This is a genomic window from Streptomyces sp. YIM 130001 (assembly GCF_003574445.1).
GTDB lineage: Bacteria > Actinomycetota > Actinomycetes > Streptomycetales > Streptomycetaceae > Streptomyces.
In genome coordinates this window covers 141,951-161,949 of record NZ_KZ984556.1, presented here as the reverse complement: position 1 = coordinate 161,949, position 19,999 = coordinate 141,951, and the positions used below count along the sequence as shown (strand labels likewise).

General features: G+C 71.3%; 12 protein-coding genes and 2 pseudogenes. 6 read left to right on the top strand and 8 right to left on the bottom strand.

Annotation, left to right across the window (positions count from 1 at the left end; all coding sequences use genetic code 11):
- Window positions 1–58: 58 nt before the first annotated feature.
- Window positions 59–751, bottom strand: coding sequence for a response regulator (locus DSC45_RS17955; protein WP_119292128.1), 693 nt, complete (start codon window positions 749–751; stop codon window positions 59–61).
- Window positions 748–2,460 (bottom strand): sensor histidine kinase, encoded by a 1,713-nt coding sequence (locus tag DSC45_RS17950; protein WP_119292126.1) that lies wholly within the window; start codon window positions 2,458–2,460, stop codon window positions 748–750. Before DSC45_RS17950 ends, DSC45_RS17955 begins: the two co-directional genes overlap by 4 nt.
- A 173-nt stretch (window positions 2,461–2,633) precedes the next feature.
- On the opposite strand from DSC45_RS17950, the gene DSC45_RS17945 reads away from it, so the two are divergent.
- Window positions 2,634–4,004 carry a cation:dicarboxylate symporter family transporter gene (locus DSC45_RS17945; protein WP_119292124.1) on the top strand — a complete coding sequence of 457 codons (1,371 nt, stop codon included), beginning with the start codon at window positions 2,634–2,636 and terminating at the stop codon, window positions 4,002–4,004.
- An 83-nt stretch (window positions 4,005–4,087) separates the two neighbouring features.
- Here DSC45_RS17945 and DSC45_RS17940 read toward each other — a convergent pair.
- Together DSC45_RS17940 and DSC45_RS17930 are read right to left on the bottom strand one after the other, a co-directional pair.
- Window positions 4,088–4,531, bottom strand: a pseudogene (locus tag DSC45_RS17940) (GH36 C-terminal domain-containing protein); the annotation flags it as partial.
- Between the two features lie 318 nt (window positions 4,532–4,849).
- A pseudogene (locus tag DSC45_RS17930) lies at window positions 4,850–5,755 on the bottom strand (glycoside hydrolase family 16 protein); the annotation flags it as partial.
- A gap of 407 nt (window positions 5,756–6,162) precedes the next feature.
- Between DSC45_RS17930 and DSC45_RS17925 the strand changes: the two are divergent.
- From DSC45_RS17925 to DSC45_RS17910, 4 genes are all read left to right on the top strand, one after another.
- Window positions 6,163–6,582 (top strand): MerR family transcriptional regulator, encoded by a 420-nt coding sequence (locus tag DSC45_RS17925; RefSeq protein WP_119292120.1) that lies wholly within the window; start codon window positions 6,163–6,165, stop codon window positions 6,580–6,582.
- A 1-nt stretch (window position 6,583) separates the two neighbouring features.
- Window positions 6,584–6,931, top strand: coding sequence for a thioredoxin (gene trxA / locus DSC45_RS17920; protein ID WP_119292115.1), 348 nt, complete (start codon window positions 6,584–6,586; stop codon window positions 6,929–6,931).
- A 178-nt stretch (window positions 6,932–7,109) separates the two neighbouring features.
- Window positions 7,110–9,371 (top strand): HelD family protein, encoded by a 2,262-nt coding sequence (locus tag DSC45_RS17915; protein ID WP_240434701.1) that lies wholly within the window; start codon window positions 7,110–7,112, stop codon window positions 9,369–9,371.
- A 179-nt stretch (window positions 9,372–9,550) separates the two neighbouring features.
- Window positions 9,551–10,012 carry a hypothetical protein gene (locus DSC45_RS17910; RefSeq protein WP_119292111.1) on the top strand — a complete coding sequence of 154 codons (462 nt, stop codon included), beginning with the start codon at window positions 9,551–9,553 and terminating at the stop codon, window positions 10,010–10,012.
- 89 nt (window positions 10,013–10,101) lie between these two features.
- Here DSC45_RS17910 and glgB read toward each other — a convergent pair whose 3' ends face one another.
- From glgB to DSC45_RS17890, 4 genes are all read right to left on the bottom strand, one after another.
- Window positions 10,102–12,399, bottom strand: a complete 2,298-nt coding sequence (gene glgB, locus DSC45_RS17905) for a 1,4-alpha-glucan branching enzyme (protein ID WP_119292109.1) — start codon at window positions 12,397–12,399, stop codon at window positions 10,102–10,104.
- Window positions 12,400–12,490: 91 nt separating this feature from the next.
- On the bottom strand, window positions 12,491–13,897 hold the full coding sequence (locus DSC45_RS17900) for a maltokinase N-terminal cap-like domain-containing protein (RefSeq protein ID WP_119292099.1): 1,407 nt from the start codon (window positions 13,895–13,897) through the stop codon (window positions 12,491–12,493).
- An 88-nt stretch (window positions 13,898–13,985) separates the two neighbouring features.
- Window positions 13,986–15,704 (bottom strand): maltose alpha-D-glucosyltransferase, encoded by a 1,719-nt coding sequence (gene treS / locus DSC45_RS17895; protein WP_119292097.1) that lies wholly within the window; start codon window positions 15,702–15,704, stop codon window positions 13,986–13,988.
- Complete coding sequence (locus tag DSC45_RS17890; RefSeq protein WP_240434700.1) at window positions 15,701–17,710, bottom strand: alpha-1,4-glucan--maltose-1-phosphate maltosyltransferase; 2,010 nt, start codon at window positions 17,708–17,710, stop codon at window positions 15,701–15,703. The genes treS and DSC45_RS17890 overlap by 4 nt, the downstream gene beginning before the upstream one ends.
- Window positions 17,711–18,091: 381 nt before the next feature.
- Between DSC45_RS17890 and ggt the strand changes: the two genes are divergently transcribed.
- On the top strand, window positions 18,092–19,927 hold the full coding sequence (gene ggt / locus DSC45_RS17885) for a gamma-glutamyltransferase (RefSeq protein WP_119292093.1): 1,836 nt from the start codon (window positions 18,092–18,094) through the stop codon (window positions 19,925–19,927).
- Window positions 19,928–19,999 lie beyond the last annotated feature (72 nt).

Genomic DNA, 19,999 nt, shown 5'->3' with positions numbered 1-19,999 from the left:
GCGCGCCGCGCACCGGCCGCCAGGTGTGAAGACCGGCGGACGTGCGGAAGTGAAGGCCTCAGTCCGTGGTCAGCCAGCGGTAGTGCAGTTCCGGCCGCCCGACCTGGCCGTACTGCGGGGTGCGGGCGGCGCGGCCCGTGGTGACCAGGTGTTCCAGATAGCGGCGGGCGGTGATGCGGGACAGGCCCGCGGCCTCCGCGGCGGCGCCCGCGCTGAGGCCCCCCTCGTCCGCGGTGCGCAGAGTGGCGATCACCCGGTCCAGGGTCGGTGCCGTCAATCCCTTCGGCAGCGCGGCCGGTTCGGGTGCGCGCAGGGTGGCGAGCGCGCGGTCCACCTCGTCCTGGCCGCTCGCCTCGCCGACCGCCGTACGGAAGTCGGCGTAGCGGACGAGCCGGTCGCGCAGGGTGCCGAATGTGAACGGCTTCAGCACGTACTGGACCACTCCGAGCGAGACGCCCTCGCGCACCACGGTGAGGTCGCGGGCCGAGGTCACCGCGATCACGTCGGCGTGGTGGCCCGCCGCGCGCAGCGTGCGGGCGAGCCGCAGCCCGTGCCCGTCGGGCAGATACAGGTCGAGCAGCAGCAGGTCGACGGTGGTGCGGTCCAGGATCCGGCGGGCCTCGGCGCCGGAGTGCGCCTTGCCCACGGCAGTGAAGCCGGGCACCCGGTTCACGTACGTCACATGGGCGTCGGCGGCCACCGGGTCGTCCTCGACGACCAGGACCCGGATCCCTTCGGGAGCGGTCGTCACCGGTGGCCTCCTGTCGGGTCGGCGCCCTCCTGGGCACGTACGGTACGGCTGCCGGCCTGGGAGGGGAGAGGGGGGTGCGCGGATTCGTCGCCACCGGACGCGGCGCCGTGGCCGCCCGCGGACAGCGGCAGCCGTACGGCGAACTCCGCGCCGCCGTCCGCCGAGGCCCCCGTCTCCACCGTGCCGCCGTGCCGGCTCACGGTCTGGCGGACCAGGGCGAGGCCGAGGCCGCGGCCGGGGCCCTTGCCGGACCAGCCGCGGCGGAAGATGTCCGTGTCGGCGGGCACCCCGGGGCCGGAGTCCGCCACCCGGAGCAGCAGCTCCTCGCCGTGTCCGCCCTCGCCGGGGACGGTGATCCGGGCGGTGACCTCGATGTGGGCTGCGGGGGAGCCGGTGACGGCGTCCAGGGCGTTGTCGATCAGGTTGCCGAGGATGGTGACCAGGTCGCGCGGTGGCAGCGAGTCCGGCAGCAGTCCGTCGTCCAGGTGGCTGTCGTCGGAGACCTCGAACTCCACGCCGTGCTCGTTCGCCTGCGCCGCCTTGCCGAGCAGCAGGGCCGCGAGCACCGGTTCGGTCACCGCGGAGATCACCTGGTCGGTCAGGACCTGGGCGAGTTCGAGTTCGGCGGTCGCGAACTCGACGGCCTGGTCGGAGCGGCCGAGCTCGATCAGGGACACCACGGTGTGCAGCCGGTTCGCGGCCTCGTGCGCCTGCGAGCGCAGCGCCTGCGAGAAGCCTCGCTCGTGGTTCAACTCGCCGGTGAGCGCCTGGAGTTCGGTGTGGTCACGGATGGTGACCACGGTGCCGCGGTGCTCGCCGCTGGAGACCGGCGAGGTGTTCACCACGACCACCCCGTCGTCGGTCAGATGCACCTCGTCGACGCGCGGCTCGGTGGCGAGCAGCGCCCCGGTCAGGGCGGTGGGCAGGCCGAGGGCGGAGACCTGGCGGCCGACCGCGTCCCCGCCGATGCCGAGCAGGTCGCGGCCCGCGTCGTTCACCAGAGCCACGCGCCGACCGCCGTCCAGCATCAGCAGGCCTTCGCGCACGGCGTGCAGCGCCGCCTGGTGGTAGTCGTGCAGCCGGCTCAGCTCGGTCGCGTTCATCCCGTGGGTGTGCCGGCGGAGCCGTGCGTTGACGAAGTACGTACCGGCGCCGCCGAGCGCGAGCGCGCCGAGCGCGACCCCGAGCAGCCCGGTGAGCTGACTGCGCACCTGGCTGTTGATCGCCTCGACCTTGATGCCCGCGCTGACCAGGCCGGTGATCCGTTCGCCGTCCCGGATGGGCGTCACCACCCGCACCGAGGGGCCCAGCGTGCCGGTGTACGTCTCGTCGAAGGTGCGGCCCTCCAGGGCGGCCTGGGTGTTGCCGATGAAGGTCTCGCCGATCTGCTTCCGGTCCGGGTGGGTCCACCGGGTGCCGTCGATGTCCATGATGGTGACGAAGTCGACCCCCGAGTCCCGCTGCACTTCCTTGGCGTACGGCTGCAGGACTCGGGTGGGGTGCTCGGTGCGTGCCGCGGCGCGCACCGACGGTGAGTCCGCGAGGGAGCGGGCCGTCGCGCCGGCCTGGCGCCGGGCGGACTCCTCGGCCTGCCGGTGGGTGGTGACGTACGTGAAGAGGGCGCAGCCCGCCACCACCGCTGCCACCAGGACGACCTGCATCGCGAAGAGCTGGCCTGCCAGGCTGCGGGGACGGGGGAGACGGGGCATGCGGCCAGTCTGCCTCGCAGTGTGTGTGAACTAAATGAACGGAAGGGTGACCCGGCTCACCTGCTGGTGGATATTCACCGGGACCTCGCCAGGACGTGAGCCGCACGCATGGCGCGTATCCCCGGACACCGGCCGCACCCCCGCGACCCGGTGCCGACAAGCAAGGAGGCACTGTGGCCGCCAAGCGGGACAGAACCCACTACCTGTACATCTTCGTGATCGTGGCGGTCGCGCTCGGCATCCTCGTCGGGTTCGCCGCCCCCGGAGTCGCAGTCGAGCTCAAGCCGGTCGGCGAGGGCTTCGTCAACCTGATCAAGATGATGATCTCGCCGATCATCTTCTGCACGATCGTGCTCGGCGTCGGATCCGTCCGCAAGGCCGCCAAGGTCGGCGCGGTGGGCGGCATCGCACTCGGCTACTTCATGGTCATGTCCACCGTCGCCCTGGTCATCGGCCTGGTCGTCGGCAACATCCTGGAGCCGGGTCACGGACTCGCGCTCACCGACTCGGTACGCGAGACCGGCGCGGCCCAGGCCGAGGGCGCGAGCGAGTCCACCGCCGACTTCCTGCTCGGCATCATCCCGACCACCCTGGTCTCCGCCTTCACCGGTGAGTCGGTGCTGCCGACGCTGCTCGTCGCGCTGCTCTCCGGCTTCGCGCTGCAGTCGATGGGCTCCGCCGGTGAGCCGATCATCCAGGGCATCCGGCACATCCAGCGCCTGGTCTTCCGCATCCTCGCCATGATCATGTGGGCCGCGCCGGTCGGCGCGTTCGGTGCGATCGCGGCGGTGGTCGGCGAGACCGGCGTGGACGCGTTGAAGTCGCTCGCCATCATCATGATCGGCTTCTACATCACCTGTGTGCTGTTCGTCTTCGGGGTGCTCGGCATCATCCTGAAGCTGTTCACCGGCATCAACATCTTCTCGCTCCTGAAGTACCTGGGCCGTGAGTTCCTGCTCATCGTCTCCACCTCGTCATCGGAGTCCGCGCTGCCGCGGCTCATCGCGAAGATGGAGCACCTGGGCGTCTCGAAGCCCGTGGTGGGCATCACCGTGCCGACCGGTTACTCGTTCAACCTGGACGGCACGGCGATCTACCTGACGATGGCCTCGCTGTTCGTCGCCGAGGCGATGGGCTCCCCGCTGGCCCTGAGCGAGCAGATCTCACTGCTGCTCTTCATGATCATCGCCGCGAAGGGTGCGGCGGGCGTCACCGGCGCCGGTCTCGCGACCCTCGCGGGCGGTCTGCAGTCGCACCGGCCCGAACTGGTCGACGGCGTCGGCCTGATCGTCGGCATCGACCGCTTCATGAGCGAGGCCCGCGCGCTGACCAACTTCGCGGGCAACGCGGTGGCCACCGTCCTCGTCGGCACCTGGACCAAGGAGATCGACCGGGAGCGGGTCGGCGAGGTGCTCGCCGGGAAGCTGCCGTTCGATGAGCAGACCCTGGTCGTCGAGGACCACGAACCCGCCAAGGAGGCCGCGGAGTCCGAGGACGACGTGCCGCCGCAGCGCGAAGGCGGGCTGGAGAAGACGGACGCCTGAGTCCACGCGGCGATCCGAACGCTGCCTGCCGGACGGCCGACTCTGAGTCGGCCGTCCGGCAGTGTGCGTCGCGGGGCACACGGTCACGGAGTGTCGGCGTCGCGCATCACGGCGCCACCCGCCCAAAGACGGAACATCGCGGCGTCCAGATCTCCGCGCAGCCCCGGGTGCGGCCCGTGGTGCAGCAGTACGAGCCCGTGGTGCACCTCGTCCGTCTCCGTGCACCGGTAGCGCGCCGACGGATCGAGCCCGCGCAGCCTGAGCGGCGGCGGCCACGGGCCGTAGCGCTGCGCCTGGAGCCAGGCCGGCACCGCCACCTCGTCGCCCAGGCCGTACCGCCCCGCGCTCAGCCCGTCACCCGGCGGCCGCAGCCGGTCGAGCCCGGTCCTGCCGCACCGCGGTCCGGATCTCCCTTCTCAGCGCGACCCACTCGCGCGTCTCCGGCGCCTCCGCCGCACCCCAGCGGGCCGGGTCGCCGCCGATGCCGGGAACCCCTGCCATCGCGCCGACGATCGCAACCGCAGCGAACAAGTCCGGCCGGCGCGCGGCGACTCGCCTGCGCCACCGCCGCGTCAACCGGCGTGCCGCAGCGCTGCGATTCAGCAGCCGGACCTCCGAGGGGCGCGAACTGGCGGGATACGGCGGCCTGTTCCGGCGCGGCCCGCGATCCTTCCGGGACGGGACGGGACGGGACGGGACGGGACGGGACGGGACGGTGCTCACCGCGGACACCGGCGGTCCGCAGGCGATGGCCGTGCGGTCGCCTTCCTGGTGAACCGCACCGGGCCGGGTGCCTCGTGCGCGACGAGGTACCCGGCCCGGATGTCTCTACGGACGTGTCAGGACTTGGTCCACACCCCCACGTAGTCCACCTTCATCGGGTGCCCGGGCTCGGTCGACTCGACCGGGGTCGCGTGGCCCGCGACGCCGTCCGGGAAGGCCCCGCCCATGGCGACGTTGAGCAGGACGAAGTAGCCCTCGTGCTCGGTCATGTTGGTCCAGGTCTCGGCCGAGAACTGATCCTGCGAGAGCGAGTGGTACTCCTCGCCGTCCACGTACCAGCGCAGCTGTTCGGTGTCCCCTGAGCGGTCCCACTCGAAGCGGTACGTGTGGAAGCCGGACTGGCAGGTGGAGCCGGGGCAGGCACGGCTGTTGCCGAGGCCCTCGGACTCGTTGCAGTCGCCGCCCGGGCTCACGCCGCAGTGCAGTACGCCCCACACCGAGTCCAGGCCGTTGACGTTCTCCATGATGTCGAACTCGCCGATGCCGGGCCAGTTCTGGTAGTTGCCGCGGTACGGGGAGCCGAGCGCCCAGAAGGCCGGCCAGTAGCCGATGGCCTTGTCGCCGCCGACGTCGGGCATCTGCACGCGGCTCTCGATGGCGAGGGTGCCGCCGTCGGGGGCCTTGAAGTCGCTGCGCTGGGACTCGATACGGGCCGAGGTCCAGTTGCCGGAGTCGTCGCGGAGCGGGGTGATCTGCAGATTGCCGTCGCCGTCGAGGCTGAGGTTGTCGGTGGAGTCGGTGTACTCCTGGATCTCGCCGGTGCCCCAGTTGTCGGGGCCGCCCGGGTAGCCGTGCCCCTTGTCGATCTGCCAGTTCTCACCGGACGGCAGAGTGTTCGCGCCGCCTTCGAAGTCGTCGCTCCACTGCTCGGTCCAGCCCTCGCCGGGCGGCGGGACGTCACCGGCTGCGGAACCGGGGTAGCTCAGAGCGGCGAGCAGCGCGGCGCTCGCGGCGCCTGCGACGGCCATCGCCCGCCAGCTGCCGCGGCGGCGGCGGTTTTCCGGCGGGGGGAGTGCCTGGGTGATGCGGCTCGGGGACATCGAGCACCTCCGTGGGGGGAGTTGGGGGTCCGGGGGGCCGGTTGAGAGCGCTCTCAGAGTTTTGTACTTGCAGCCATGCGGGCCGTCAATGTCCATGACACGTCAAGTTCTTGAAGGCGGGCGGGAGTTGTCCGCGGAGTGGTGGTTTCTCCCCGCGGCGCTGCACGCACCCACGCCCTCACACCTCCGCACCCACACCCTCACGCGTCCGGTGCCAGGGCCCGCCCGATCGCCCGCATCCCGCGCCCGCACCCTCGCGTATGCACTACCGCCGCCGCCCCCGCCCGACCGGCCTGCTGGCCTTGACCCCGGCGTCAAGGATTACCGTCGACGACATGCGAATCGGCGAGCTGGCCGACCGGGCCGGGACGACCACGCGGACTCTGCGTTACTACGAGTCCCGTGGCCTCCTGCCCGCACGGCGTACGGGCAACGGCTACCGCACCTACGGCGAGGACGACCTGCGGCTGCTCCGGCAGATCAGGGTGCTGCAGGACTTCGGGTTCGGTCTCGAGGAGACCCGTCCGTTCGTGGAGTGCCTGCGTGCGGGGCACCCGCACGGCGACTCCTGCCCGGCCTCGCTCGACGTCTACCGCCGCAAGATCTCCGAACTCGACGCGCTGATCGGCGAGTTGATCGCAGTTCGGGAGCAGGTGGGATCGCAGCTACGGCGTGCCGAGCAGGAGCGCGACGCGCTCGCCGGGCAGGCCACGGCACCGGAAGGTCCGGAGCCGAAGTGTGAATGGGGAGGTTGACATGTCGGTGAAGGCAGCAGGCGTGCCCGAGGTGACGGACGCCGATTTCGAGGCCGAGGTGCTGCGGGCCGACCGGCCGGTCCTGGTCGAGTTCACCGCCGACTGGTGCGGTCCTTGCCGGCAGCTCGCGCCCGTACTCAGCGAGATCGCACGGGAGCAGGCGGACGGACTCAAGGTCGTCCAGCTCGACGTCGACCACAATCCGGGCACGACGACCACGTACGGCGTCCTGTCGATGCCGACCCTGATGGTCTTCCAGGGCGGCGAGCCGGTGAAGTCGATGGTCGGCGCCCGTCCCAAGCGCAAGCTCCTCGCCGAGCTGGACGGGGTGGTCGACGGGGTCCTCTGAGGCCGCGGGCGGTGAGGGCGTCCGGGGTCCGGCCCACGCGAGCCGACCCACGCAGAGAAATACCCCGGCGGATTGACGGCCGGGGTATTTCTCTGCGTATATTGGTTGTTTCTCTGGTCAAAGAAAAAGGCCCCTCAATGGGGGCCAACAGAAACACCATACCCCGCGAGGAGCCGAATTGTCAACCGAGGAATTGCAGAATGAGCAGCAATTCATCGACCGTCTCTACGACCGTCTCGGAGTGCTGCGCGCCGAGGCCCAGTCCCTGGCGAAGGCCTCGCTCGCCCAGGTCGGGCGCGGTCAGCAGGCCCGGCTCGAGCGGGACGTGACCGTCGCGGAGCACGGCAGGACCGCCGCCGAACTGGCCGGTGTGGAATCCGGCCTGTGTTTCGGCCGTATTGATCTCGCCGAAACCGGAACGGGGCCCGGTCACCATCACATCGGCCGTATCGGGATCCGCGACGACGACACGGAACGCACGCCTTTGCTGATCGACTGGCGCGCCCCGGTGGCCCGCCCGTTCTATCTCGCCACCGGACACACACCGATGGGTCTGGTCCGCCGCCGGCACCTCACCACCGAGGGCCGGGTGGTGACCGCTCTGCACGACGAGATCCTGGACCTCGGGGACGCGACCCGCACCGGACACGAGGACCCCAACGGCGACGCCGTGCTGCTCGCCGCCCTGAACGCCGCCCGCACCGGCCGTATGGGCGACATCGTGCAGACCATCCAGGCCGAGCAGGACCGGATCATCCGCGCCCCGCACCAGGGCGTGATGGTGGTCGAGGGCGGTCCGGGCACCGGCAAGACCGCCGTGGCGCTGCACCGGGCCGCGTACCTGCTGTACGCGCAGCGCGAGGTGCTCGCCAAGCGGGCCGTGCTGATCGTCGGGCCGAACCCGGCGTTCCTCGGCTACATCGGCGAGGTGCTGCCCTCGCTCGGTGAGACCGGCGTGCTCCTGTCGACGGTCGGGGAGCTCTACCCGGGCGTGACGGCCACCGGCACGGACACCGCCGAGGCCGCCGAGGTCAAGGGCCGAGCGGAGCTGGCCGGGGTCCTCGAGAGCTACGTCCGCGCCCGCCAGTCGGTGCCGGACGATGCCATCGAGGTCGACCACGACGACTACGGCTCGCTGTTCCTGGAGCGCGCCATGGCCGAGGACGCCAGGGCCCGCGCCCGCGAGACCCGGCTGCCGCACAACCTGGGCCGCCCGTACTTCGCCTTCCACATCATCGACGCGCTCACCGACCAGTTGGTGGAGCGCCTCGGCGCCGATCCGCACGGCGGCCCGAACCTGCTCGGCCCCGACGACATCGCCCAGCTCGGCAAGGAGATCGCCACCAGCGCCGAGGTGCACGCCGCGATCGAGTCGCTCTGGCCGACGCTCACTCCCGAGCGACTGATCACCGACTTCCTCGCCGACCCGGAGGGTCTCGACGAGCGGGACGCGAAGGCGGTCCGCCGCACCGGAGGACCCTTCACCCCCGCCGACGTACCACTGCTCGACGAGGCTGCCGAGCTCCTCGGTGTCGACGACTCCGCGGAGCGCGCCGCCGAGGAGGCCGAGCGCCAGGAGCGGATCGCCTACGCCCAGGGCGTGCTCGACGTGTCCTACGCCTCGCGGACCTACGAGTTCGAGGACAAGGAGGACGCGCAGGACGGCGACACCGAGGCGTCCGAAGTGCTCGGTGCGCACGACGTCATCGACGCCGAGCGGATGGCCGAGCGGCACGAGGAGGCCGACCACCGCAGCGCCGCGGAGCGCGCCGCCGCGGACCGTACCTGGGCGTTCGGGCACATCATCGTGGACGAGGCGCAGGAGCTGTCCGCGATGGCGTGGCGGCTGCTGATGCGCAGGGTGCCGACCCGCTCGATGACGCTGGTCGGCGACCCCGCCCAGACCGGCGACGAGGCCGGCTGCGGGGCCTGGGAGGCGATCCTCGAGCCGTATGTGCAGGACCGCTGGGAGCTGGTCCGTCTCGGGGTCAACTACCGTACGCCCGCCGAGATCATGGACCTGGCGGCCGGAGTGCTGCAGGCCGGGACGCCGGAGTTCGAGCCGCCCCGGTCGGTGCGCTCGACCGGAGTGCCGCCCTGGACGAGGCGGACCGACGACCTGCCGGACGCCGTGGCCGACGCGGTAGCGCGCGACCTCCCGGACGAAGGACGGCTCGCGGTGATCGCGCCGCGCGCCCTGCACGAGGCGCTCGCGCCACGTCTCGAAGGGGTGCAGGCCGGCGGGGAGCCGGACCTGACCCACCGCGTGGTCCTCCTCGACGCCCGCCAGTCCAAGGGCCTCGAGTTCGACGCGGTCGTGGTCGTCGAACCCGCGGCGATGCGCACCAGCGACCTCTACGTCGCCCTCACCCGCGCCACCCGCACCCTCGGCATCCTGCACACCGGCACCCTGCCGAAGGGACTGCGCCAGGGCGACTGAAGCACCGGATCTGTCGGCCCCCCGCCCCACAAGTGCCCGGTCCGTACGGAATGTTGTGATCCGGCAAGCGTGCCGTCGCGGACCGGGTACCACCGGCGTCCCGGGGGTGGCGCCGCACCCCGGGGCGCCCACACGGTCGATGGACAGGACACGACACGTTCACGACCGACGGGGGAGTCATGAACAAGCGGATCCGTAGGTACGGCGGGAAGCGGCTCGTGGTCACGGCGACGACGGGCGCGCTGCTGCTCGCCCTCACGGCCGCCGGCTGCGACGAGCCGTCGGAGCAGGACGGCAAGGCGGCAGGCGCACAGCAGCAGAGGAAGAGCGGCGAGCGCATCGTCAACCAGGCGGCGACCGGCGGTGGCGGGGGTGGCGCCGGCGGCGGCATCGGTCGCGGCCACACGGTGAAGACCTGGAAGAAGGTGTCCGTCAGGACGCACCCGGACCAGGGCACCAAGCGGCTCAGGAGCATCGGCAAGGGCAAGAAGGTCTCCGCCGAGTGCTGGACCATCGGCCGGATGGTCCGGGCCGAAGGCACCGCCAACGAGATCTGGGTGCACGTCAAGAACGGCTGGTCGAGCGCGATCTACTTCAAGGGCGACAAGTTCGCAGGACTGCCGAAGGACGCCCGCTGCTGACTGCGCCGCCAACGGCCCGTGGGGCCCGCCGGACATCTTCGGCGGGCCCCACGTCATGTTCTGCCAACTCCCATGGAAGCAAGGCTGGTTCAGGCCGGTCGCAGCCACACCGTGGCCAGCGGCGGCAGCGTCAGCCGCAGGCTCGCCGGCCGGCCGTGTGCGGCCACCGGCTCCGCCTGGACCGGGACGCCCGGATCGCCCACGCCCCCGCCTCCGTACCGCTGTGCATCGGTGTTCAGTACGACCCGCCAGGCCGCCACGTCCCCCGGTACGCCGAGGCGGAAGTCCTCGCGCACCACCGGCGCGAAGTGCGAGACCGCGAGCAGCGGGCTGCCGTCGGCCGCGAACCGCAGGAACGCGAACACGTTGTCCTCGGCCGCGTCACCCGCCACCCAGGCGAACCCGGACGGATCGAAGTCCCGCTGCCACAGGGCCGCACTGTCCTGATAGGCCGAGTTGAGGTCACGGACCAGATCGCGCACGCCCCGGTGGTCCGCCTCGGCCCCGTACGAGGGATCGAGCAGCCACCAGTCCGGTCCGTGCGCCTCCGACCACTCCGCGCCCTGCGCGAACTCCTGGCCCATGAACAGGAGTTGCTTGCCCGGGTGGGCCCACATGAAGGCGAGATACGCGCGCAGTCCGGCCCGCTGCTGCCACCAGTCGCCGGGCATCTTGGAGACCAGGGACCTCTTGCCGTGCACCACCTCGTCGTGCGAGATCGGCAGACAGTAGTTCTCGCTGTACGCGTACACCATCGAGAACGTCATCTCGTGGTGGTGGTGCCGGCGATGCACCGGGTCACGTGCCACGTAGCCCAGTGAGTCGTGCATCCAGCCCATGTTCCACTTCAGGCTGAAGCCCAGGCCGCCGAGGCCGTCGGCGCCCGTGTGATGGGTGGCGCGGGTGACACCGTCCCAGGCGGTGGACTCCTCGGCGACCGTGACCACGCCCGGCACCCGGCGATGCACGGTGGCGTTCATCTCCTGCAGGAACGCCACCGCGTCCAGGTTCTCCCGGCCGCCGTGCTCGTTCGGCGTCCACTCGCCGTCCTCGCGCGAGTAGTCGAGGTAGAGCATCGAGGCGACCGCGTCCACCCGCAGGCCGTCGATATGGAACTGCTCGCACCAGTAGACCGCGTTGGCCACCAGGAAGTTGCGGACCTCCGTGCGGCCGTAGTCGAACTCGAGGGTTCCCCAGTCGGGGTGCGCGGCCCGCGCAGGGTCCCCGTGCTCGTACAGCGCCTTGCCGTCGAACTCGGCCAACGCCCAGTCGTCGCGCGGGAAATGAGCCGGCACCCAGTCCATCAGGACCCCGATGCCGGCCCGGTGCAGCGCGTCGACGAGGAACCTGAAGTCGTCCGGAGTGCCGAGCCTCGCCGTGGGAGCGTAGAAGCCGGTCACCTGATAACCCCAGGAGCCGCCGAAGGGGTGCTCGGACACCGGCATCAGCTCCACATGCGTGAAGCCCAAGTCCTTGACGTATGCGGGGAGTTGCTCAGCCAGCTGGCGGTACGTCAACCCGGGCCGCCAGGACGCCAGATGCATCTCGTACACCGAGAACGGCTCCTCGTGCACGGCCCGCTGAGCACGCTCGCGCATCCAGACGTCGTCCTGCCAGACGTGGTGCGAGGCCGTGACGATCGAGGAGTTGGCCGGCGGAACCTCGGTCCTGCGTGCCATCGGGTCGGCCCGCAGCGAGCGGCTGCCGTCCGGCCGGGCGATCTCGAACTTGTACAGCTCGCCCTCGCCGACGCCCGGCACGAACAGCTCCCACACGCCGGTCGAGCCCAGCGAGCGCAGCGGAAACCCGGTCCCGTCCCAGTAGTTGAAGCCTCCGACGACCCGTACCCCCCGAGCGTTCGGCGCCCACACCGTGAACCGGGTGCCGGTCACGCCGTGGTGGGTCATCGGCTCCGCGCCGAGCGCCCGCCACAGCTCCTCGTGCCGTCCCTCACCGATCAGATGCAGGTCCAACTCGCCTACCGCGGGCAGGAATCCGTACGCGTCGGGGATCTCGAGCTCGGTGTCCCGGTACGTCACGACGAGCCGGTAGCCGGGCACGGATGCCTGCGGCAGTGCGGCCGAGAAGAATCCGTCGCCGTCGTCGTGCAGTTCCACCCGCTGTCCGTCGTCGGTGACCACCGTCACGGCGAGGGCGTACGGACGCAGGGCGCGGAACGCGACGCCGGCGGGGGCCGGCAGCGGGTGGGCGCCGAGTACCTCGTGGGGGGCGTGGTGCGTGCCGGCCAGCAGCCTTGCCCTGTCCTCGGGGCCGAGTGCGGGGGACGGGGGGTCCTGCGGGGCCGCCTTCTGCCGGGGCGGCTTCTTGGAGGCCGTCCTCGCGGGCGGGGCCTCGGGTGTCTTGCGGGGAGCGGGGCGGGAAGTCACGGGGGCTCCTGGGTAGGGGGAACGTCTCTCAGCCGGGGGGCTGGCAAGTGCCGGGCCTGGTCGTCGATCGCCGGACGGGCTTGCTGCGTGGTCAGCCGGACATCGCCAGTCGCCGTACCGCCGCCAGCGGGACGGGCAGCCAGTCCGGGCGGTGACGGGCCTCGTACAGGACCTCGTAGACCGCCTTGTCCGTCTCGTAGGCACGCAGCAGCACCGCGCCGGCGCGCGGGTCCTGGCCGGACGCGGACGCGTACCCGTCGCAGTACGCGGCCCGGCAGTCGCGGGCCCAGTCGGGCGAGGTGTCGCCGTGCGACCGGGCCGCGTAGTCGAACGAGCGCAGCATGCCCGCGACATCACGTACCGGCGGATGGGCGCGACGGCGTTCCGCCAGCGGACGGGCCGGCTCGCCCTCGAAGTCGACCACCGACCAGTGGCCCGTACCCGGTGCGCGCAGGCACTGGCCCAGATGCAGATCCCCGTGCACGCGCTGGGCCGGCCCGAGCCCCTCCCGCAGCTCCGCCAGGTCACGGAACACTGCGCCGAGGCCGTCCGCGTACGGCTGCAGCGCCGGCACCGCGGCGGCCGCCGCGGCCAGGCGCCCCAGCATCCCGTCCGCGATCGCCGCGGTCTGCGCCCGGCCGAGCGTCACCGATGGCAGCGCGTCGGCCAGCGACAGATGCACCTCGGCGGTGGCCCGGCCGAGGGCCCGCGCCTCGGGTACGAAGTCCCGGCCCGCGGCGAGGGCCGCGAGCGCGAGCTCCCAGCCGTCCTCCGCGCCGGCCAGGAACGGCTGCAGCACCCCGAGGACGTACGGTTCGCCCTCGGTGGACCCGCCGCCACCGAACCAGGCGACCGGCCGCTGCACCCGGGTGGAGCCGGCCGCCGCGAGCGCGAGCGGCAGTTCCACGTCCGGTTGCACCCCGGGCAGGACCCGCCGGAACACCTTGAGGATGAACTCCTCGCCGTACACCAGCGAGGAGTTGGACTGCTCGACGCCGAGCGCGCGGGCCGTCAGACCCTCCGGGATGTCCGTACCGGGATCGCGCTCGAAGTGCAGATCGCCGAGGGAGCCACGGGTGCGCAGCCGTTCCAGAAGTACCTGAGCCAGGCGCGGATCACCCAGCGCGTCGTACACGGCGAGGCCCGCGAGCGGCCCGCTCCGCGGCCGGCCCACCAGCGCCGGAGCGAGCCGTGGCGGCAGCACCTGCCGTACGCCCAGCAGGAGTTGGTAGCAGTCGCCGCCCGGTGGGCCGGAAGCCTCCTGGCCGCCGGCGGGCGATTGACGGGCGCGCACCAGGAGATGCAGGAGCCCCGGTGCCGAGCCGGGCGGCAGCATCTCGGTCACCGAGACCAGGCCGAATCCGGTGACCGGGCTGCCCTTCCCGGCGAACCACCGCTGCCGCGGCAGCCACTGGGCGAGCAGCGGCCCGAGAGAGTCGAGGAGTTCCTCGCCGGACGCGCCGGCCGTGCTGCCGGGTCTCGTGGCTGCTTCCGACATGGCGTCACTTCCCTTGCCCGCATGGGGTGTTGGAGTGCCGGTGTGCGTACTCGGCGACGGTCCGCCGTGGCTGCCCACCCCTGCCACGCTACGCCGGGTCACGGCGCAGCCGGAACCAGTAGAACCCGTGCCCCGCAAGGGTGAGCAGATACGGCAGCTCGCCGATGGCCGGGAAACGCACCCCGCCGATCAGCTCCACGGGATGCCGCCCGGCGTACGCGCGCAGGTCCAGCTCGGTGGGCTGCGCGAACCGCGAGAAGTTGTGCACGCACAGGACCACGTCGTCCTCACCGTGCCGCCGCTTCGGCGCCTCGCGCAGGAAGGCGAGCACCGCCGGGTTGGACGACGGCAGTTCGGTGTAACTGCCCAGCCCGAAGGCCTCGTTCTGCTTGCGGATCTCGATCATCCGGCGGGTCCAGTGCAGCAGCGAGGACGGCGTCGACATCGCCGCCTCCACGTTGGTCACCTGGTAGCCGTAGACCGGATCCATGATTGTCGGCAGGGTCAGGCGGCCGGGGTCGCAGGAGGAGAAGCCGGCGTTGCGGTCCGGTGTCCACTGCATGGGCGTGCGCACCGCGTCGCGGTCGCCGAGCCAGATGTTGTCGCCCATCCCGATCTCGTCGCCGTAGTACAGGATCGGCGAGCCCGGCAGGGACAGGAGCAGGGCCGTGAACAGCTCGATCTGGTTGCGGTCGTTGTCCAGGAGCGGGGCCAGCCTGCGCCGGATGCCGATGTTGGCGCGCATCCGCGGATCCTTGGCGTACTCCGCGTACATGTAGTCGCGCTCCTCGTCGGTGACCATCTCCAGGGTCAACTCGTCGTGATTGCGCAGGAAGATGCCCCACTGGCAGCCGGACGGGATCTGCGGGGTCTTCGCCAGGATCTCCGAGACCGGGTGCCGGGACTCGCGCCGCACCGCCATGAAGATCCGCGGCATCACCGGGAAGTGGAACGCCATGTGGCACTCGTCGCCGCCCTTGGCGTAGTCGCCGAAGTAGTCGACGACGTCCTCCGGCCACTGGTTGGCCTCGGCGAGGAGCACCGTGTCCGGATAGTGCGCGTCGATCTCCGCGCGGAGCCGCTTGAGGAAGGCGTGCGAGCGCGGCAGGTTCTCGCAGTTGGTGCCCTCTTCGGCGTACAGGTACGGCACGGCGTCCAGGCGGAAGCCGTCGATGCCGAGGTCGAGCCAGAACCGCAGCGCGGAGATGATCTCGTCCTGGACGGCCGGGTTCTCGTAGTTGAGGTCCGGCTGGTGGGAGAAGAAGCGGTGCCAGTAGTACTGGCCGCGGACCGGGTCGAAGGTCCAGTTCGACGACTCGGTGTCGACGAAGATGATCCGGGCGTCCTGGTACTGCTTGTCGTCGTCCGCCCAGACGTAGTAGTCCCCGTACGGGCCGTCCGGGTTGCGCCGGGACTCCTGGAACCACTCGTGCTGGTCGCTGGTGTGGTTCACCACGAAGTCGATGATCACCCGCATGCCGCGCTGGTGCGCCGCGTCCACGAACTCCACGAAGTCCGCGAGATCACCGAACTCCGGCAGTACGGCCGTGTAGTCCGCGACGTCGTACCCGCCGTCGCGGAGCGGGGAGGCGAAGAACGGCGGCAGCCACAGGCAGTCCACGCCGAGCCACTGCAGATAGTCCAGCTTCGCGGTGATGCCCTTGAGGTCACCGACCCCGTCGCCGTTGCTGTCCTGGAAGGAGCGGACGAGCACCTCGTAGAAGACCGCCCGTTTGAACCAGTCGGGGTCGCGGTCCTTGGCCGGGGTGTCCTCGAAGGTGTCCTGCACGGGCTCGTTGACGATCATGATGTGGGTGACCCCTCGTAGTTCACGGTCGGTGAGGACGGTCGCAGGACGGTCAGGAGATGCGCGGGTGTGCGGCTCGGGTCGAGCCGTACGTAGTTGGTCCTGCCCCAGTGGTAGGTCTCGCCGGAGAGCTCGTCGTGCACGGTCAGCCGCGCGTCGGGTGACATGCCGAGTTCCGCGAAGTCCAACGAGACGGTGGCTTCCCGGGTGTGGTGTGGATCAAGGTTCACCACGACCAGGACGACACTGTCCCCCTGCCGCTTGGAGTACGCGAGGACCCCGTCGTTGTCCGCGTGGTGGAAGTGCAGACCGCGCAGCCGGCGCAGCGCCGGGCTGAGCCGCCTGACCCGGTTGAGGGTGGTGATCAGCGGGGCGAGGGTACGGTCCTCGCGCTCGGCCGCCGCCCAGTCGCGGGGCCGCAGTTCGTACTTCTCGGAGTCGAGGTACTCCTCGCTGCCCGGCTTGAGCGCAGCGTTCTCGTACAGCTCGTAGCCGCTGTAGACCCCCCAGGTGGGCGAGAGTGTCGCGGCGAGGACCGCGCGTACGGCGAAGGCGGGACGGCCGCCGTCCTGAAGGTAGCCGTGCAGGATGTCCGGGGTGTTCACGAAGAGATTCGGGCGCATCACGTGCGCGGTTTCGAAGGCGAGTTCCGTCGCGTACTCGGTCAGCTCCTGCTTCGAGGTGCGCCAGGTGAAGTACGTGTACGACTGCTGGAAGCCGACGGCCGCGAGCGTGCGCATCATGGCCGGCCGGGTGAACGCCTCGGCCAGGAAGATCACGTCGGGGTCGGTGCGCCGGATGTCGCCGAGCACCCGCTCCCAGAAGACCACCGGCTTGGTGTGCGGGTTGTCCACCCGGAAGATCCGCACCCCGTGCGCCATCCAGAACCGCAGCAGCCGGCAGGTCTCGGCGACCAGGCCGTCCATGTCCTGGTCGAAGGCGATCGGGTAGATGTCCTGGTACTTCTTCGGCGGGTTCTCCGCGTAGGCGATGGTGCCGTCCGCCCGGTGGTGGAACCACTCGGGGTGCTTGTCCACCCACGGGTGGTCGGGGGAGCACTGCAGGGCGAAGTCGAGGGCGATCTCCAGGCCGAGTCCGGACGCGGTCCGCACGAACGCGTCGAAGTCGTCGAGCGTGCCGAGGTCGGGATGGACCGCGTCGTGGCCGCCGTCCGGTGAGCCGATCGCCCAGGGCACGCCCACGTCGTACGGGCCGGGGTCGAGGGAGTTGTTGCGGCCCTTGCGGAAGGTGGTGCCGATGGGGTGGACCGGCGGCAGGTACACCACGTCGAAGCCCATCGCCGCGATCGCGGGCAGCCGCTCGGCGGAGGTGGCGAAGGTGCCGCTGACCGGAGGCTCGCCTTCGCGGACCACGGCGCCCTCCGAGCGCGGGAAGAACTCGTACCAGGAGCCGAACAGGGCACGCGGGCGCTCCACCATCAGCGGCAACGGACGGGAGGCGGTGACCAGTTCACGCAGCGGACTGTTCTCCAGGGCCCGCTCGGCGTCCGGGGTGCGGGCCGCCGCGAGCCGTGCGGCGGGCGGCAGCGAGGTGTCGCGCAGGGCGTCCGCCGCGGCGAGCAGGGCGCTGCGGTCGGGTCCCGGCGGCAGGCCGGCGGCGGCGCGGCGGTGGAGTTCGGTGCCCTCCTGCAGGACCAGGTCGGTGTCGATCCCGGCCGGGATCTTGATACCCGCGTGATGCTGCCAGGTGGCCAGCGGGTCGCTCCATGCCTCGACGGTGTACGTCCAGTCGCCCTCGGCGTCCGGGGTGACCTCGGCGCCCCAGCGGTCGGTGCCGGGAGCCAGCTCCCGCATCAGGACGAGCGGCCGCGGCCGGCCGTCCGGCGTGTGCAGGACGACTCCGGCCGCGACGGCGTCGTGGCCCTCGCGGAAGACGGTGGCGCGGATCGGGATCGTCTCGCCGGTGACGCACTTCGCGGGACGGCGCCCGCAGTCGACGAGCGGGGAGACGTCCAGTACGGGAATGCGTCCGACAGTTGGGTTCACGACGTCACCTTCGAGGGAGAGTCCGCCGGGTGTACCGGAGGAGGCTTCCCCCGTGCCTTGGGTGGGCAATCCGGCGCTTTGATGCCTACTAGGCCGTAACGGTGCAGACAAGACGCCGGGACGAGTGTCGCCGTATACGACCGGCGGGAGGGGGTGACGCGCGAGGGCACCGGGGCTGAACGGGTGAGCGGGGGTGGAGAGCCTGAAGGGGGTGCCGGGCGCGCGCCGGTACCTTCGGTCCGTGCCGGCGGTACCGGTGGTCCGCTGTCCGCCGAATCGCCTGCGGGCTCCGCCCTCCTGGGCCCAGGCTGTCCGCCGGGGCACGCGCCCGGCTGTCCCACGACCGAACCGTCGCATCCCTCCACCCGCCCGGGAGTTACCTTGTCGCTCACCCGCAGGCGCGCCCGAGCCGCGGTCGCCACCGCGAGCTGCGCCGTCGCTCTGACCCTCGTACCCGCGTACGGCAACGCGGCCTCGCCGGCCGGCTCCGACACCTCGCCGACGGATCGGCCGGACAAGCAGCCGGTCGCGGTCGGCACCGGCGGCGCCGTCGCCTCGCTCGACGCCTACGCCACCGAGGCCGGGCTGAAGATCCTGCGCGAGGGCGGCAACGCCGTCGACGCCGCGGTGGCGGTGTCTGCCGCGCTCGGCGTGGTGCGCCCGTACGACGGCAGCATCGGCGGTGGCGGCGTGATGATGCTGCAGGACGGCCGTACGGGCAAGGTCAGCAGCATCAACTCCCGGGAGACCGCGGGCTCCCAGGTCACTCCGGAGCACTTCGTGGACCCGGAGACGGGTGAGCCGCTGCCGTTCGAGGAGGCGCGGCGCTCCGGCCTCTCCGTCGGCGTGCCCGGCACCGTCGCCGGCTGGGAGATGGCCCTGAAGCGGTACGGCACGATGGGCCTCGGCCAGGTGCTGAAGCCGGCCACCTCGATCGCCGAGAAGGGCTTCGTCGTCGACGCGGAGTACGAGTCCCGCACCGAGTCCAACGCCGAGTACCTGAACGCCTTCCCGAGCAGCCGCGACACCTGGCTGGTCGACGGCGAGTCGCCGAAGGAAGGCAGCGTCTTCCGCAATCCCGATATCGCGAAGACCTACCGGCTGCTCGCCAGGGACGGCGCCGACGCCTTCTACGAGGGCAAGCTCGCCAAGGCCATCGCACGGACCGTCACCGACCCCGAGGACTCCGGCGACTCACCCACCGAGGTCAGGCCCGGGAAGATGACGACGGCCGACATCGCCTCGTACCGCGCCCAGGAGCTGGCCCCGACCCACTCCGACTACAAGGGCTACGACCTCTACGGGATGGCGGGTCCGACCAGTGGCGGCACGACGGTCGGCGAGATCCTCAACATCCTTGAGCGGAAGGACCTTTCGGGTCTCTCCGAGGACGAGGTCCTGCACGAGGTGATCGAGGCCTCGGCCCTCTCGTACGCGGACCGCGAGGCCTATCTGGGCGACCCGGACCACGTCGACGTGCCGGTGCGCGGGCTGCTCTCCGACGGTTTCGCCGCCGAGCGTGCGGCGCTCGTCACCGACGAGGCGTCCGAGAAGCCGGTGGCCTCCGGCGACCCGTGGCCGTACGACGACGGCGAGGGCGTGGCACTCGACATGGCCGCCAACTCGCCGGCCGGCGGGCAGACCACCCACCTCACCGTCGCCGACGACGACGGCAACATCGTCAGCTTCACCTTCACCATCGAGGGCATCTCCGGCAGCGGCATGACCGTGCCCGGCTACGGCTTCCTGCTCAACAACGAGCTGACCGACTTCAGCTTCGACCCGCAGCACCCGGCGAACGCGCCCGACGGCGGCAAGCGTCCGCGCTCCAGCATGAGCCCGACCCTGGTGTTCAAGGACGGCAAGCCGCACACCGCGCTCGGCACGCCCGGCGGTTCGCGGATCATCACCACGGTGATGCAAGTCCTGCTCAACCACCTGGAGTTGGGCAAGACACTGCCCGAGGCCATCGCCGCCCCGCGGATCTCGCAGCGCAACGAGAGCGCCACCGAGCTGGAGGCCGGGCTCTACGACTCGCCCACCGCGGACGCCCTGCGGGCGCGCGGCCATAAGCTGGTCGAGGGCGATCCGATGAACAACGTGACGGGTGTGTCGTTCCTGCCCGACGGCGGCTTCCTCGCGGCCGCGGAACCCGAGCGGTACGGGGGCGGCGCCGCGGCCGTGGTCGATCCCGCCGAGGGCGCCGCGAGCCGGTAGAAGCACGCGGGCAAGAAGACGGGGCGGGGGCGGCCGATGGACGGCCGCGCCCGCCCCTTCTTCTTGCCGGGC

Bases quoted from the DNA above. Each gene is read 5' to 3' on its own strand.
- DSC45_RS17950 (WP_119292126.1), bottom strand. From the start codon at position 2,460: ATGCCCCGTCTCCCCCGTCCCCGCAGCCTGGCAGGCCAGCTCTTCGCG.
- DSC45_RS17925 (WP_119292120.1), top strand. From the start codon at position 6,163: ATGCGAATCGGCGAGCTGGCCGACCGGGCCGGGACGACCACGCGGACT.
- trxA (WP_119292115.1), top strand. From the start codon at position 6,584: ATGTCGGTGAAGGCAGCAGGCGTGCCCGAGGTGACGGACGCCGATTTC.
- DSC45_RS17910 (WP_119292111.1), top strand. From the start codon at position 9,551: ATGAACAAGCGGATCCGTAGGTACGGCGGGAAGCGGCTCGTGGTCACG.
- DSC45_RS17900 (WP_119292099.1), bottom strand. From the start codon at position 13,897: ATGTCGGAAGCAGCCACGAGACCCGGCAGCACGGCCGGCGCGTCCGGC.
- treS (WP_119292097.1), bottom strand. From the start codon at position 15,704: ATGATCGTCAACGAGCCCGTGCAGGACACCTTCGAGGACACCCCGGCC.